Genomic DNA, 14,319 nt, shown 5'->3' with positions numbered 1-14,319 from the left:
ATCAATTTTCGTTTAAAGTTTTTTCTATTCGTCTGTCTGGAATCAGCCAGAGTAAAGCAACCGTATAATATAGTGCTACTGCAATATAGGGATAAATAAATGAAACAATAATTCCTGAAACATAAAGCACTATGGATGCGTTTTCCTTAAAACGGGAAGCAATGGCCTGTTTCAGCTTAGAGCTTTCCCCTTCGGATTTTATGATCGCATTTTCCAGAATCGTATAGGCAATCGCACAAAGTCCCAGTCCGAATCCGTAAGTGGCTACCGGATTTTTGGCAAAATGTGTTTCTCCGATCCATTCCGTTGCAAAAGGCATTAATGAAAGCCAGAACAGCAGATGGAGGTTTGCCCAGAGAACTTTTCCGTTTACTTTTTTCACTGTCTGAAAAAGGTGATGATGATTGTTCCAGTAAATTCCTACATACAGAAAGCTGAAAATATACGCCAGAAATTTAGGAATAAGCGGTTTAAGGCTTTGCCAGTCGTTTCCTTCCGGAACTTTCAGTTCCAGTACCATAATCGTGATGATGATCGCAAGAACCCCGTCACTGAAGGCTTCTAATCTTCCTTTGGTCATTATTTGCGGATCGTATTTTTGAAATTCTCCACTTTACTGTTCAGCTCTTTCAGCATTTCAGGGTTGATGACTCCGCTTTCCAGATCAAAATTTTCATAAAATTTAGGAAGCGAGAAAGTTTCTTTGATATCCGCTCCGAAATTCGGGAAAAATATTTTTGCCGTATTCATCACATTTCCTCCGCCGTAACCTCCCGGAGAAGTAGACATCAGAAACATCGGCTTGTCCTGAAAAACCTTCACGTTGATTCTTGAAGCCCAGTCGAAAACGTTTTTAAAAGCAGCACTGTACGATCTGTTGTGTTCCGCAAGCGAACAGATAATCACGTCACATTCTTCTATCGCTTTCAGAAAATGGTGTGCTTCTTCCGGAAAACCTTTCTTTTCACGGTCTACGGAAAAAACAGGCATATCAAAATCATTCAGATCAATCAGATTGATTTCTTCATCCTGAAAATCTTTTAGAACGAATTTTACAAGTTCCCTGTTGATGGAAGTGGAAGACGTACTTCCTGCAAATGCTAATATTTTCATCAAGTATGATTTTAAATTGTTACGGTTTTCTGTTTAAAATAGCTTTCGGAAGCGGAACATATTCGTTTTCATCTCCCGGAACCAAAGGAAAAGCATCGTGGTTCTGGTCGTGCCAGTTTACTTTTGCCTGATCGATCAGTTCTTTTTCGGAATTTACAAAATTCCAGAATATAAACCGCTCTTCTTCAAATGGTTCGCCACCGAAAAGATAAACTGTTCCGTTTTCGCTCATATCAAATTCGCAGAGTTGGGTGTTTTTGGCAATCATCAGTTGTTTAGATCCGTAAGAATTTCCGTCAGTAGAAACAGTTCCGTCCAGAACGTACATGGCAGCTTCTCCGTAAAGATCTTTTCCTATGCTGATCTTTTTTGCTTCTTTGGTTTTAATTTCAATAAAAAACAGCTTACTGTGAACCGGAACCGGCGATTTTTTTCCAAAAGCTTCTCCTGCAATTAATTTATACTGAATTCCGTCTTCTTCCCATACCGGAATTTCATCTGCTTCAATGTGGTGAAATGTGGGTTCAGACTGTTCCAGATGTTTCGGAAGTCCTACCCAGATCTGGAATCCGTGAAGTCTTTTATCAGAATGTCGCAGGTATTCCGGAGTTCTTTCGGAGTGTACCACACCTTTTCCGGCAGTCATCCAGTTTACGGCTCCCGGTTTTATTTCCAGAGCACTTCCGATGCTGTCTCTGTGAAAAATAGATCCTTCCAGAAGATACGTTAATGTTGAAAGCCCGATGTGCGGATGCGGCGGAACATCCAGATTCTGATAATCTTTTAAGTCGGATGGTCCCATATGATCGATAAAAACGAAAGGTCCGACTGCTCTTTTTTCACGGAAAGGCAATAATCTTCCGACCAGAAAGTTTCCGATGTCCGCAGATTTTTCTTCTATAATAAGTCCGATGTTTGACATGATGTGCGTGATTTATTTGTATTAATTTTTAATTTAATTTTGAATTCTTAAATGAGGATTTTGCAAGTTGAATGTTTATAGATTCCCATACACTACGATTTCTTCTGCGAATCTCAGTTTGGAATTGAACCATTTAATCAGATTCCGTAAAAATAATTCTTCATCCGCTGTTTCTACAGGTAATCTTGCGATCTGATTTACAATTTTTCTCATCGTTTCATTTTTATATCGGTTATGACCTGTGATGTCAAACGTTTCAGAATCGGCAGCTTTAAAAATGTCAATTACATAATCAAAATCTTTAGATTGAATAAAGATGCCCCTGTCTGTTGGGATGTAATATTTTTCCAGACTGCTGTTTTCAGCCCATAATATAAATCCTATTTTATGAATTTGCTGATTTGGTGTTGCTGTAAGATATAAGATTTTTTCCTGAATTTTTTTCATGGCTTTCTCTTCATCATGCTTACAGATATGGTAATATTTTTTTGCAGTTTTATCGTCACATTCAGTTAATCTGCATATCGTATTAATTTTGTTGCGATGAAATTCCTGTATGCTTAATTCTACATTATTATTGTTTCTCTTCAATAGTTTTTGGGCTGAATGTAAAGGAATGTTTATTCTGTTTCTCAGTTCTTTAATCGTATTAGTTTCCATGTTTTATTTAATGGCTTGAAATAATTAGTAAATTATCCGGATATTTTCCGAACCATCGTCTAAATATATAAAATTAAGAAAAAGAACAGCTTGATGATAATTTTTAATTAAAATTAATCTGCGAGATAGCCGAATCTGCCTAAGTTGAAATCTTCAAAAGCCTGCATAATTTCTTCTCTGGAATTCATTACAAAAGGTCCGTGAGGAAAGATAGGCTCATTTAAAGGCATTCCGCTGATGATTAAAACGATTGAGTCTTCTGTTGCTTCTATAGTGAAATCTTCTCCTTCATTTTGAAACAGAACGAGATGATTAAGTGGTATTTTTTCTTCATCATTAACGATAATACTTCCTTCTATCACCAATGCAGCAGTATTGAAATTTTCGGGAAAGGTGAATGCTGCTTTTCCACCATTTTTCAGTTTTGCATTCATCATGTGAACCGTACTGAAGGTAAAAGCGGGACCTTTCTGATTTTGATATTCTCCGGCAATCACTTCAATATGTCCGTTTTCTCCAAGATCCACTTTCGTCATATCTGAATTTTTAATTGTCTGATATTTCGGACAGCTCATTTTATAAACCGACGGAAGATTTACCCAAAGCTGAACCATTTGGAAAATTCCGCCTTCTTTTGCCCATTCTTTTTCATGATATTCTTTGTGAAGAACACCTTTTGCGGCAGTCATCCACTGTACATCGCCCTCACCGATAATTCCGCCACCTCCTGCGCTGTCATGGTGCTGCACTTTTCCTTTATACGCTATGGTTACAGTCTCAAAACCTCGGTGCGGATGAACGCCCACTCCTCGAGGCCGATCTGTTCCGTTAAAGTGAAATTTTGAATTGTAATCGAGCATAATGAACGGATCCATTCTTTTCATATCCATTCCCTGAACGCCCGGAATAAAATTATGAACCCTAAAACCGTCGCCCACAAAATGCACAGGTTTCGGAGATACTATTTTTTCTATTTTTTTAGTTGCCATAATATGGTTGTATTATGAAGCAAAGGTATCTTAAGCAAAAATCCTGTACATTGATCTGTGTTAATAAGGGGGATTGATTGATGATTGATGATTGCGCTGAGTGGATGTTTTCAGTTTTTTATTTAGGATGTAAAAATTCCCCTCCTTTGGAGGGGTGGCGAAAATTTCAGAGAAATTTTTGACGGGGTGGTTTTAGAAATAAAGCTGTAATTTCCTGTTGAATAAATGTTCTCCACAATTTCAGAGCTCATTGAGCGGCATGTCTGAGCTCTTTTTTGGATTCGGCGGCTGCTTAGCAGCCGCCGAATCCAAAAAAAGCGAGTAGCGAAAGCTGCAAAAAACTCCTGAAATCAATGAACAATTGATTTTTTCTTTGCCTAAATTAGGAAATCGACAAATCGGTTTGTTTTATCAATCCTCTTTCGATTTCATATTCTTCCCATCTGAAATATGGAGTCTGCGGAAAATAAATCCGGAGATGATCGTGAGAATTCCGACAGTAAGAAAAGTAAATCGGAAAGCGTTGTGGATTTCTCCGTGAATAAGATCGGTATTTTCAAAAATTTTAAGTACAATTAATCCGAAAGCAATTCCGAATCCGATGGCAAGCTGCTGATTGACGGATATAAGTGAATTTCCGCTGCTGGTCTGAAAATTTCGAAGATCTGCAATAGAAATGGTATTCATCGAAGTAAACTGAATGGAATTAAAAAATCCCAAAATAGAAATAATAGGAATAAACCAATACAATGAGGTGTTGATATCGGGAATCGCCAAAAGACAGATCAGCGTTCCGATAATAAAAGTATTCGTCATTAAAGTCTGTCGGTAACCAAAACGGTCTAAGATTTTTATCACATACGATTTTCCGAACATTGCGGTTAAAGCCATCGGAGCGATGATCCATCCGGAAGTTACTGCCGATTGTTTATACGCAATCTGAATCATTAACGGTAAAAGCAACGGAACAGAGCTGATTCCTAATCTGGTGGCAAGATTTCCGACAATTCCGACTCTGAAAGTTCTTACCTGAAACAAATTTAAAGGAAAAATAGGGCTTTCATCACGTTTGGCGTGTCTGTAATAGTAGTAGAGACAAAGAAATCCCAGAATGAAAATGACCAGAACCGGTGTTGTATTCTGCATATCTCCGAAAAGTTCCAAAGCAATGGAAAGCAGGAGAGAGGCGGCTGCGAAGATCAAAAATCCTTTCAGATCAAAATCAACGTCTTTGGATGTGTAGTTGGGCATGAATTTTATGCCTAAAACAATTCCCAGAATTCCGATCGGGATGTTAATTAAAAAAATCCAGTGCCACGAAAGATAATCTACCATATAACCTCCCACCAAAGGACCGAGAACGGGACCGATCAGTGCAGGAATAATGGCAAAGTTCATGGCTTTTAATAATTCGCTTTTATCGAAAGTTTTAATTAAAGCTAATTTTCCGACAGGTGTCATCAAACTTCCTCCGACTCCCTGAATAACTCGCGAAATAACCAGATGAGTAAGATTTTGAGACATGGCACAGAACAGAGATCCCAAACTGAAAAGAATCAGAGAAAATATGAAAACTTTTTTAGTTCCGAAACGGTCTGCCAGAAATCCGCTTGCCGGCATAAAAACAGCTAATGTAAGTACATAACTGATGATGGCGTTCTGCATATTCAGCGGAGATTCCTGAAGATCTTTTGCAATGGAAGGCAAGGAAGTATTCAGAATAGTGGAATCCAGCATCTGCATGAAGATAGCCGTTGCAAGAATCAGCGGCAGAATTTTTTTAATCGAATTTTGAGGCTGCGAAAGTGTTTCTGACATGTATTTTTACTGGAAAAGCTTCCAGATTTGTTTGGTTCAAAAAAAATGAGAATGTAATTTTCAGAGCAATTTTTATTCCTTTTAATAAAGAGAAGATGTTAATCGATGGATTAAGCTGTTATTTCCACGAACGAGAAATCTATTTACCGCAATATTTTTCCTGATACTCCTGAACTGTTAGCTATTTTAAGTTTTTGATGATGTTATCAATAACGACATTTATAATATTCTATTTTCTTAAATTTTACGAGCAATTGTGAATATTCGTGCAAAAATTTGTGCCATTTGTATTAAAAAATATTCCAATAAAAAAGTCCTGCGAAACTTCACAGGACTTTTTAATTTATTTTCTTGGTTTTTCAACCCCTTTCCACTCTTCGCCGGCTTTTCTGTACTGGCTTAATTCGAAAGTTTTGAAATCTTTTGTTTTGTATTCGATGTTATCTGTGTTTTGTTCAAACGGCATGATGTAGTAGAAATCTGCATCTGTTCTGTCCGTTTTTGTCCCTTTTTTCACAGAAGGAACATATTTTGAAAATTTATAGCTCGGAAGATACTGCTTCACTCTCGCATAGAACGCTTTATTTTCTTTCTCTTCAGGAATGATGTCTACGATATTGAAATCGTCTTTTTCTTTATTAATCCAAAGATAATACGTTTTATCTTCTCCTGTATTTCTGTTGTTGGAGTTGAAAGCATAAAGCTCTTTCGGAACCAGTTCCTTAATTTTTTCTGCATCAACTTTTGTATAATACTGTCCTTTAGAAGGATCTACATACGTTTCCAGATTGTACATTAAAACAGAATTGTTATCCAGATTTTTGTTTTTGAAATACTGGTTTAAAGATAATTCTGCGGTTTCTCTAAGTTCTTTACCTCTTGCATCCAGTTTTTTAGTCGGATTCTGAGGATTCACTTTTTTTACAAATTCATATAAAACTTTCGGTTTTATATCTTTAAGGTGAGGATACGTTTTCAGCTGTTCCGCTTTTACCAGCCAGTAGTATTGTTGGTAGAAGTCGTCTTTATCGCCATCTTTCACACTTTTATACACCATTGCCAGTTTTTTGGAGCTAAGATATTTACCATATTTTCCCTGTCCGAAAGCAAAAGTCATGGATAATAAAGCAAATAAGATAGTAATGTTTCTTCTCATTTTTTTATAATTGATATTTTCGTTTTCCAAATATAATTATTTATTAGATAATATATTTGATTAACGGTTAAATTCTGACAATATTATTAAGGTAAATGCAAAAGAAAATCCTGTATTGCTACAGGATTGATAAATTTTTATGTAAAGTTTAGATTTTTAGAGTTCAGGATTTCGTTTCAGAATGCTCATCTTCTATTTGTTAAATAAAAAATGAAGAATAAAAAATCCATCTCACAAACTCAAAAAACACTCATACACTCATACTTCCGAAATCTATTCACCGTAAGAAGTTTCATGCACTTTTACGGCTCTTCCACTCGGATCGTTCATGTTTTTGAATGCTTCATCCCATTCCAGCGCAATTGGCGTAGAACACGCAACCGAAGGAACCGAAGGAACTGTTGCTGCCGCAGTTTCACTTGGGAAATGCTCTTCAAAAATTGTTCTGTAACGGTATTCTTCCTTGTTTTGAGGCGTATTTAAAGGGAATCTGAATTTTGCATTTGCCATCATTTCATCCGTTACTTCTTTTTCAGCAACGGCTTTTAAAGTATCGATCCATGAATAACCAACTCCATCCGAAAACTGCTCTTTCTGTCTCCAGACAATAGATTCCGGAAGAATATCTTCGAAAGCTTTTCTCAGAACCCACTTTTCAATTTTTCCTTCGGCAGCATTTACCATTTTATCTTTCGGATTCACAGTCATGGCAATATCCATAAATTCTTTGTCTAAGAAAGGAACTCGCCCTTCAATTCCCCAACTCATCAACGCTTTGTTGGCCCTTAAACAATCGTACAGGTGAAGTTTTCCTAATTTTCTTACGGTTTCATCATGGAATTCTTTCGCATTCGGAGCTTTATGGAAATATAAATAACCACCGAACAGTTCATCAGAACCTTCTCCGGAAAGCACCATTTTAATTCCCATCGATTTAATCACTCTTGCCAAAAGATACATCGGCGTAGAAGCTCTCACTGTCGTTACGTCATACGTTTCCAGATGATAAATAACATCACGAACCGCATCCAGACCTTCCTGAACGGTAAAATTAACTTCATGGTGAACCGAACCGATGTGTTCTGCTGCTTTCTGAGCTGCTGCCAAATCCGGTGATCCTACCAAACCGACTGCAAAACTGTGCAATCTCGGATACCACGCTTCCTGTGTATCTCCGCTTTCCACTCTCTGTCGTGCAAATTTTGCCGTAATCGCAGAAATTACGGAAGAATCTAATCCGCCTGAAAGCAAAACTCCGTAAGGAACGTCGCTCATCAATTGTCTGTGAACCGCATCTTCCAGTCCTTTTCTTAATTTCTCAATATCCGTTTCGTTATCTTTTACGGCATCAAAGCTTTCCCAGTCTCTTTTGTACCACTGCTGAAGCTCGCTTCCGTCTTTGCTGTACACCAAATGTCCCGGTAAAAAAGTCTCAATGGTTTTGCAGACTCCTTCCAGCGCTTTCAGTTCTGAAGCAACGTAATAGTTTCCGTTTTTATCCCAACCGTGATATAGAGGACAGATTCCCATGTGATCGCGTGCAATGAGATACACATCATTTTCTGTGTCATATAAAGAAAAGGCAAAAATTCCGTTTAATTTTTCAACAAAATCTTTTCCGTATTTTTGATATAAAGCTAAAATAACCTCACAGTCTGACTGTGTCTGAAATTCATAATCAGGAAATTCTTCTTTCAGTTCTCTGTGATTGTAGATTTCACCGTTCACGGCAAGAACTATTTTTCCGTCTTTGGTAAATAATGGCTGTTTTCCGGAGGTAGGATCTACGATGGCAAGTCTTTCATGAGAGAAAACCACTTTGTCATTCTGGAACACTCCGCTCCAGTCCGGACCACGGTGACGAATTTTTTTAGACATTTCAAGAACCTGAGGTCTTAATATTTCGGTTTTTTGTTTGGCGTCAAACAAACATACAATTCCACACATTTTTTTTTCATTTAATTTGAAACAAAAGTAGAATAGTGGTTTAAAAATAACAACAAAAAAATTAAATAAGTTAATATTTTTAATTAATTAATTTAAAATGAAGTAAAAATTTAATTATTTTAAATTGAAAATATGATTTTAGTTGATTTTTTTAACTCACATCTCTAATTTATTCATTACATACGAAATTATTATGAGATATTTCTTAATGTATGGTAATTTATTCTACAAATTTTAACCCTTACTTTGTGGCTCGAAATAATTTTTTTTCATCATTTGTGTTTTTACCTTCTTGCAATTCAGTTTGCGAGAAGGTTTTGTTTTTATTCGGAACCTAACAGAACTCCTGAAACGTTCCACGAACTGAAGCTCGTTCCTTCAGTCGGACCCTGCGGAATTTTTACCTGAATGGTATGTTTTCCGGCTTTTAAATCTCCAAGCTGAATAAAATTGGGATTGGTAACGGTTCCGGGACACCAGTTTGATCTGCTGAGGTCTGATGAAGAAAGTCCGTCCGGAAAATTTCCTGAAGCGGGATTATAAAGACGATAAGATCCGCAGTCGGTTCTCCACGGCACAAAAGAATAGGTCATTTTTCCGTCTAAAAAGATCGAGTTGGTTTTGGGTACAAATTCATCGCCGTTTTCCCAGCCTCCATGACCGGTTGTTGTATATTTCAACTGGGCATTTTTCAAATCCTTTTTTAAAGTAAACTCTACAAATAGCCCTTTATCATTATTAAACATGGTAGAATAGTCCTGTCCTGCCATTTCCATAATGTTCAGAGTGTTGAATAAAGGAATAACCGTATTGTTTTTATAGATGGTCTGATCGCTTTTGTGAATGGTGATTTCCAGACTTACTTTATGACCGCCTTTATCGTAATTTCCGATGAATGTTCCGATCCATAATTCCTTTTCAGAAAGGGAAGGTTTCAGATCTGTAATATCTTCACGGTAAGGACTGATGGTCTGCCAGTTTTTATCTTTTAACTGAATATGATTGAATTTATTGATCCCGAAAGCGGTGAAAAATCGCATCATTTCTACCGCAGGACTGTAATTTTCCGTTGCTGTAATTCCGTAATATTGTTTTCCGTTTCCGTTTTCATACACAGGAAGTGTTTTTACTCCTTTTTCCAGTCCGTCGAAAAAAGACTGCGGTTTGTCCTGTGGTACAAAAAATACGGTTCCCGTTCTGTCGTACGCATCGCCGTTGGATTGTTGTTTTAATTCAACGAAAATATTTTCGCCCTCGGAAATTTTCGGGAACTTAATTTTTTTCAGAATAATGGTTCCGTTAGCGAATCTTTTTATGTTTTCATCAGATTTAGATTCATCTGAAAAATTAAGGGTTTCATGATCAAAAACTTTCAGGGTGGTGAATCTGCTTTTCCACAAAAGATCTCTGTAACCTAACTGATCGGTTGAATTAATCGAGCCTTTCAGAATAGCATCAATGTTAGTTTTCTTAACTTTTTTAATCGATTGAGCGGTGATCAGAGAGTTTTTATTTCTTTCAATTTCCAAAACAAATCCCAGATTTTGCCCGATTACAGAAGGTCCTCCCTGAATTTTCAGATCGTTGGTGTACCAGACTTCAATAGTGTTGGAATTGATTTTGGTAACTGCTTTTTTGCAGGTGTATCCCAAAATTTTCTTGGTTTCATTGGTGAATTCAAAAGTCTGTTTTGCCACAGATTCTTTGTCTGAAGTTGAAATAATTTCGTCAGATTTTAAAAACGCATAAGAAATTACCGTATTCGAAGGTTTTTCAATTTTCGTAATTTCGAAAGGAAAATCTGCTTTTTGTTCTCTGATTTTGTTATTCAGGATAAAATTTTCCTTTTCATTTGCCCAAACTAAAGTGGGAGACTGTTCCGTTAAAACTTTCCCATTGGATGAACTGAGGTACTGTACTTCGTACGTCTGTGCAAAAGATAAACAGCATAAAAAAGTAAAGAAGCTTACTAAAATTCTTAGATGCATAATTTGAAATGGTTTTAGCAAAGATAATTGTTAACTGAATAGATATTATTTAGAAATTCATTTTTATATTGTTAGAAGATAGTTGCCTTTAATTTATCTTGTTGGAAATCTTTGAGTTCTTTGCTGAGTGACACGCCTTTGCGAACTTAAAAACAGTTGGTATATAAAAGAATCTTAGCGATCCTTTGCGTTAAAAAGCAGTATGATTAATATCAGATATCAATTAAAAAGAAGATATAAAGATTACGAAATATAAATGTAACAAAAAAACTACCCTGAAAAGAGTAGTTTTGTTCATTATATAAAGAATGTTTTTTAAGAAACTCTTTCAATTAAAGCCATATAGAATCCGTCATAGCCTTCACTTGGCATTACTTTTTCGTCTTTAATCATTCTAAAGTTCGGATTGTTTCTGATGAATTCATCAACCTGCAAATTATTTTCAGAAGGTAGAATAGAACACGTTGCGTACACCATTTTCCCCCCTTTTTTAAGCATTTTAGAATAATCCTGAAGAATCTGCTGCTGTTCAACTTTAATTCTGTCGATAAAAGCCTGATCGATTTTCCATTTGCTGTCCGGATTTCTTTTTAAAACCCCCAAACCTGAACACGGAGCATCGATCAATAATCGGTCTGCTTTTTCATGAAGCCTTTTAATTACTTTATTATCAGAAATCATACGGGTTTCAATGTTGTGCGCTCCGGCTCTTTTTGCACGTCTTTTCAGTTCGGCAAGTTTCCATTCGAAAATATCCAGTGCGATGATCTGTCCTTTATTCTGCATTAAAGCGGCTAAGTGAAGCGTTTTTCCTCCTGCACCTGCACAAGCATCAACAACTCTCTGTCCTTCCTTTACATCAAGGAAATACCCGATTTTTTGGGAAGAAGCATCCTGAACTTCAAACAATCCTTCTTTAAAAGCAGTCGTCAGGAAAACATTCTTTTTTTCCTCCAATTGTACTGCATCCGGATAATTTTTAATAGGGTAAGAAACGATGTTTTCATCGGAAAGATCAGAGATAAGCTCTTTCGTTGTTGTTCTCAGAGAATTTGCTCTTAAAACCGTCGGAGCCTGCTCGTTTAAAGCATACATTTCTTTTTCCCACTTTTCACCCAGTTCTTTTTCTAAAGTTTCGGCAAGCCATTCCGGAATAGAATGCTCGATCGCTTTCGTAGGAACGGTTCCTTTTTTAAGCTTGGTAAGAATGTCGGCGATTTTTATTCCGTCAAATTCTTCAAATTTTTTATAGTTGGTTTTGCTCCAAAGAAGATAAGCAATGATTAATTTATAAATATTGTTGGGCTTTACACCTTCCCCCATGTAATATTCAAGGCGTTTTTTCCAACGGATGATGTTATAGAAAATCTCAGAAACCACTGCTCTGTCCTGGCTTCCCCATTTTTTATTCGCTTTCAAAAGTCTTTCGATTACTTTATCGGCGTATTTATTTTTTTCGAAAAATGTTTCCTGCAAAGCATCGTGAATTCCGATTGCCAGGTTTCTGTGTATCAATTCCATAAAATTGGGTTCTGCTATTTTGAATCTGCAAAAGTACGAATTTCTGCTGAGAATTTCTGTTTCAAAATTTTAGTCTGTGAATTCAAAATTTTGCTTTGGGCTTTCTCTGTGGTTAGAAAAATAGAAAAACAACTGAATAATAACCAATACAACGATCATTATAAGCTGCGAATTGGCTTTATCTGATCTTTCTTTGTTGATTTTCTGATATTTGTAAATCTGGGATTTTGAATATTCTTTAGATTCATTTAAGTTTTGAAAACTGTCGACTTGGGAAATTTCTTCATCAACAAATGTCATTGTGTAATTAGGAATTAAGTCAACCTCATTAAATATTTGAACAAATAACCTGAAAAACAGGACTAAAGAAATAAAAATGAAAAATCTACGTGTATATCTCATGTTATTAAATTTTAATTGAAGATATTAAAAATTTAACTTTGCAAAAAATTAAAAATATGAGTGATACTGTACTTTGTCCGAAATGCAGCTCCGAGTTTACTTATCCGAGCGATAATATGATGGTTTGTTCCCAGTGTTTCTACGAGTGGAATCCCGAAGAAGAAAGCGCAGATGCATCAAATTCAGGGAAAATCTTAGATTCTAACGGTAACGAACTTCAGGATGGAGATTCTGTGGTGGTTATTAAAGATCTTCCCGTAAAAGGTGCTCCAAAACCTGTAAAAGCAGGAACAAAAGTTAAAAATATCCGTCTGAGACCGGACAGCGATCATAATATCGACTGTAAAATCGATGGCTTCGGTTCTATGGCACTGAAATCTGAATTTGTGAAAAAGGCTTAATTTTCAGGATTTTACTATCAGAAGAAGAAAATAAAGCAATAAAAAAAGGAAAGAATTGGACAGGGTAATCTTTCAAGAGACGGCATTGTTTGTCTAGAATAAACGGATTTCGTCTCAGGAGGCAGAAAGAGTATTAACCAAAAATTTCCTTATGCTGTTGATATACAAATGTAAGAAAAAGTTTTAAACCCAATTCTTACATTTGTATTTTTTTTATCCACAAATCCACAATAAGTTGTAGAGAATGCGATCGTTATGGGATTTTTTCAGGAGCTTTTTCCAGCTTTCGCTACTCGCTTTTTCGTTAGTTTCGGTGGGTGGGGGGCAGCCCCCCGAACCTACCAAAAGAGCTCAGACATGCCGCTTAATCTGGGCTATGATATTCAGCTTCGTTAGAAATATTCGTCAGAATTTAACCAAATGAAACAGCGATAGTTCCGTTCAGTTTTTCATCAGAATACAGAATAATTTCTTTATCTTTTGCCCTTACTTTATTCCAGTAATGGTTTCCTGCGAAACGGCTCTCCAGAACTTCGGCTTCAAAACCGCTTTCAGAGATTTTTATTTCTTTCGGATAATAAGAAAATTTTGAAATCTGAAAATCCTGCATCTCACTTTCACTGAAAATATTCACTTCCCCGAAAAGTTTGGCAACGTAAGAATTATAAGGATTTTTAAAAGCTTCTTCGGGATTTCCTTTCTGTACTATTTTTCCGTTTTGCAATACAATAATTTCATCCAGCCACGGAATAATATCCTGAAGTTCGTGCGTGGAAATTACCAGAGAAATATTATTCTGCTTTACATATCGGAAAAGCTTTTCCCTCAGTTCAATCTTTCTCGGAAAATCCAGATTGCTGAAAGGTTCATCAAGGATCAGAAGTTTCGGAAGTACAGAAAGTGCTCTTGCGATGGCAACTCTTTGTTGTTGTCCGCCACTCAGATATTTAGGTAAAATAGAAGCGAATTCTTCTAAACCGACAACTTCCAGAAGTTCAGAAACGGTTTCTTTCTTTTTTGCCAGATTAATATTTGAGATAAATTTTCCTACATTTTCCGCAACCGTTGCATAAGGCATCAGATCGAAATTCTGGGCAACGAATTTCATCTCGGCTTCTCCCGGAACCAGATTTCCTTTCGGTCCCTGTAATTTTTTACCGTCAAAAATAATATCACCGCTTTCCCAGTCCAGCAATCCGTAGATCAGGCTCAGTAAAGTAGATTTTCCGCATCCGCTTTCTCCGGCAAGCGCAATAATTTTACTTTCCTCAAAGCCCAGATTAAGGTTCTGAAACAAAGGTTTTTCTTTAGAATAGGAAAAGTTTAAATGATTTATTTCTAATAGCATACTACAAAAGTAATGAATTGAAATGTTTTTAGGAAAGAACAATATTTTTTATTA

13 protein-coding genes are annotated in these 14,319 nt (G+C 36.4%); 1 reads left to right on the top strand and 12 read right to left on the bottom strand.

Annotated elements, in window-relative coordinates; translation table 11 throughout:
• Window position 1 precedes the first annotated feature (1 nt).
• The 11 genes from H6W52_RS14725 to H6W52_RS14675 form a co-directional block, all read right to left on the bottom strand.
• Window positions 2-580 (bottom strand): TMEM175 family protein, encoded by a 579-nt coding sequence (locus tag H6W52_RS14725; RefSeq protein WP_116098985.1) that lies wholly within the window; start codon window positions 578-580, stop codon window positions 2-4.
• Window positions 580-1,113, bottom strand: a complete 534-nt coding sequence (locus tag H6W52_RS14720; protein WP_116098986.1) for an NADPH-dependent FMN reductase — start codon at window positions 1,111-1,113, stop codon at window positions 580-582. The genes H6W52_RS14725 and H6W52_RS14720 overlap by 1 nt, the downstream gene beginning before the upstream one ends.
• Before the next feature lie 19 nt (window positions 1,114-1,132).
• Window positions 1,133-2,035, bottom strand: coding sequence for a pirin family protein (locus H6W52_RS14715; protein ID WP_076395687.1), 903 nt, complete (start codon window positions 2,033-2,035; stop codon window positions 1,133-1,135).
• A 75-nt stretch (window positions 2,036-2,110) separates the two neighbouring features.
• On the bottom strand, window positions 2,111-2,695 hold the full coding sequence (locus H6W52_RS14710; protein WP_116098988.1) for a hypothetical protein: 585 nt from the start codon (window positions 2,693-2,695) through the stop codon (window positions 2,111-2,113).
• A 113-nt stretch (window positions 2,696-2,808) separates the two neighbouring features.
• Window positions 2,809-3,684, bottom strand: a complete 876-nt coding sequence (locus tag H6W52_RS14705) for a pirin family protein (RefSeq protein WP_116098989.1) — start codon at window positions 3,682-3,684, stop codon at window positions 2,809-2,811.
• A 411-nt stretch (window positions 3,685-4,095) separates the two neighbouring features.
• A complete protein-coding gene (locus H6W52_RS14700; RefSeq protein WP_116098990.1) occupies window positions 4,096-5,502 on the bottom strand; it encodes an MFS transporter in 1,407 nt (468 codons plus the stop codon).
• Between the two features lie 343 nt (window positions 5,503-5,845).
• The gene (locus tag H6W52_RS14695) at window positions 5,846-6,658 is read right to left on the bottom strand and encodes a hypothetical protein (protein WP_084196489.1); all 813 of its coding nucleotides are present in this window, start codon (window positions 6,656-6,658) and stop codon (window positions 5,846-5,848) included.
• A gap of 273 nt (window positions 6,659-6,931) precedes the next feature.
• On the bottom strand, window positions 6,932-8,605 hold the full coding sequence (gene asnB, locus H6W52_RS14690; protein WP_116098991.1) for an asparagine synthase B: 1,674 nt from the start codon (window positions 8,603-8,605) through the stop codon (window positions 6,932-6,934).
• 323 nt (window positions 8,606-8,928) lie between these two features.
• Complete coding sequence (locus H6W52_RS14685) at window positions 8,929-10,593, bottom strand: GLPGLI family protein (RefSeq protein ID WP_116098992.1); 1,665 nt, start codon at window positions 10,591-10,593, stop codon at window positions 8,929-8,931.
• 315 nt (window positions 10,594-10,908) lie between these two features.
• Complete coding sequence (locus H6W52_RS14680) at window positions 10,909-12,114, bottom strand: RsmB/NOP family class I SAM-dependent RNA methyltransferase (RefSeq protein ID WP_116098993.1); 1,206 nt, start codon at window positions 12,112-12,114, stop codon at window positions 10,909-10,911.
• A 69-nt stretch (window positions 12,115-12,183) separates the two neighbouring features.
• On the bottom strand, window positions 12,184-12,516 hold the full coding sequence (locus H6W52_RS14675; RefSeq protein WP_185216775.1) for a hypothetical protein: 333 nt from the start codon (window positions 12,514-12,516) through the stop codon (window positions 12,184-12,186).
• 56 nt (window positions 12,517-12,572) lie between these two features.
• Here H6W52_RS14675 and H6W52_RS14670 point away from each other — a divergent pair, with 56 nt between their 5' ends.
• Entirely contained in the window at window positions 12,573-12,917 is a 345-nt protein-coding gene (locus tag H6W52_RS14670; RefSeq protein ID WP_076395707.1) for a zinc ribbon domain-containing protein YjdM, read from the top strand.
• A 412-nt stretch (window positions 12,918-13,329) separates the two neighbouring features.
• Here the strand turns inward: H6W52_RS14670 and H6W52_RS14665 are convergent, their stop codons facing one another.
• Window positions 13,330-14,265 carry a sulfate/molybdate ABC transporter ATP-binding protein gene (locus tag H6W52_RS14665; RefSeq protein WP_116098995.1) on the bottom strand — a complete coding sequence of 312 codons (936 nt, stop codon included), beginning with the start codon at window positions 14,263-14,265 and terminating at the stop codon, window positions 13,330-13,332.
• Between the last annotated feature and the right edge of the window lie 54 nt (window positions 14,266-14,319).

The sequence above is a fragment of the Chryseobacterium sp. C2(2020) genome (assembly GCF_014218915.1).
Lineage (GTDB): Bacteria > Bacteroidota > Bacteroidia > Flavobacteriales > Weeksellaceae > Chryseobacterium > Chryseobacterium mucoviscidosis.
This window is presented reverse-complemented; position numbering and strand designations above follow the sequence as displayed.

Coding starts and splice junctions, on each gene's coding strand:
- H6W52_RS14725 (WP_116098985.1), bottom strand. CDS start 580: ATGACCAAAGGAAGATTAGAAGCCTTCAGTGACGGGGTTCTTGCGATC.
- H6W52_RS14720 (WP_116098986.1), bottom strand. CDS start 1,113: ATGAAAATATTAGCATTTGCAGGAAGTACGTCTTCCACTTCCATCAAC.
- H6W52_RS14715 (WP_076395687.1), bottom strand. CDS start 2,035: ATGTCAAACATCGGACTTATTATAGAAGAAAAATCTGCGGACATCGGA.
- H6W52_RS14710 (WP_116098988.1), bottom strand. CDS start 2,695: ATGGAAACTAATACGATTAAAGAACTGAGAAACAGAATAAACATTCCT.
- H6W52_RS14705 (WP_116098989.1), bottom strand. CDS start 3,684: ATGGCAACTAAAAAAATAGAAAAAATAGTATCTCCGAAACCTGTGCAT.
- H6W52_RS14700 (WP_116098990.1), bottom strand. CDS start 5,502: ATGTCAGAAACACTTTCGCAGCCTCAAAATTCGATTAAAAAAATTCTG.
- H6W52_RS14695 (WP_084196489.1), bottom strand. CDS start 6,658: ATGAGAAGAAACATTACTATCTTATTTGCTTTATTATCCATGACTTTT.
- asnB (WP_116098991.1), bottom strand. CDS start 8,605: ATGTGTGGAATTGTATGTTTGTTTGACGCCAAACAAAAAACCGAAATA.
- H6W52_RS14685 (WP_116098992.1), bottom strand. CDS start 10,593: ATGCATCTAAGAATTTTAGTAAGCTTCTTTACTTTTTTATGCTGTTTA.
- H6W52_RS14680 (WP_116098993.1), bottom strand. CDS start 12,114: ATGGAATTGATACACAGAAACCTGGCAATCGGAATTCACGATGCTTTG.
- H6W52_RS14675 (WP_185216775.1), bottom strand. CDS start 12,516: ATGAGATATACACGTAGATTTTTCATTTTTATTTCTTTAGTCCTGTTT.
- H6W52_RS14670 (WP_076395707.1), top strand. CDS start 12,573: ATGAGTGATACTGTACTTTGTCCGAAATGCAGCTCCGAGTTTACTTAT.
- H6W52_RS14665 (WP_116098995.1), bottom strand. CDS start 14,265: ATGCTATTAGAAATAAATCATTTAAACTTTTCCTATTCTAAAGAAAAA.